Here is a 919-nt window from a genome sequence, read left to right on the forward strand (position 1 = left end):
CTTTTGCGTGCCCGGCGTGGGGCCTGACGCATATAGCTTGCCTCTCTCCTTGACACCCCAACCCCCCGGCCCGAACAATAGCGGGCCGACTGGCGGATAAACGATATTTCCTTTGGATACCTACTCTGACGGGTGGCTGATTGGCGCCCTGATTATTCTGATTCTGGCCTCTGCGTTCTTCTCCAGCAGTGAAACCGGCATGGTGGCCATTAACCGCTACCGCCTTCGACATCTGGCCCGTCAGGGACAAAAAGCGGCCAGCCGGGTGGAAGCCCTGCTCAAACGCACGGACCGGCTGCTGTCCGTCATCCTCATTGGCAACAACTTCGTCAATAACTTTGCCGCCACCGTGGCCGCCATTCTGGCGATTCGCTGGCTGGGCGACAGCGGCGCCGCTGTGGCGCCGGTGGTGATCACCATCATCATGCTGGTTTTTGCGGAGATCACCCCGAAGACCTACGCCGCCATGCGCCCGGAGCGAGTCGCGTTCCCTGCCAGCGTGGTCCTCAAGCCTCTGCAGGTACTGCTGGCGCCGCTGGTGTGGATGGTCAACGGGGTCAGCAGCATGCTGCTCCGGCTAGCGGGCATTCGCCCCAACGAGCAGGACGAGGACCACCTGAGCCCGGAAGAGCTTCGTACTGTGGTCAATGAAGCCGGCGGGCTGATTCCCGAGAATCACCAGAAAATGTTGCTCAACATTCTCGACCTGGAAACCGTGACGGTGGAAGACATCATGGTCCCCCGTAACGAAATGGTGGGGATTGATCTGGATGACGACATGCACGACATCCTCACTACTCTACGCTCCAGCCAGCACACCCGGCTGCCGGTGTTCAATGGCGACCCGAACAACATGATCGGCTTGCTGCACCTGCGTAAACTAAGCCGCCTGCTGCTCAAGGACGAAATCAACAAAGCC

1 protein-coding gene is annotated in these 919 nt (G+C 59.7%); it reads left to right on the forward strand.

What is annotated here, in order from left to right; genetic code table 11:
- Window positions 1-112 precede the first annotated feature (112 nt).
- The coding region (locus A3730_RS24365; protein WP_156501334.1) for a CNNM domain-containing protein at window positions 113-919 on the forward strand (807 nt) is incomplete at its 3' end.

The sequence above is a fragment of the Alcanivorax sp. HI0044 genome (assembly GCF_001634945.1).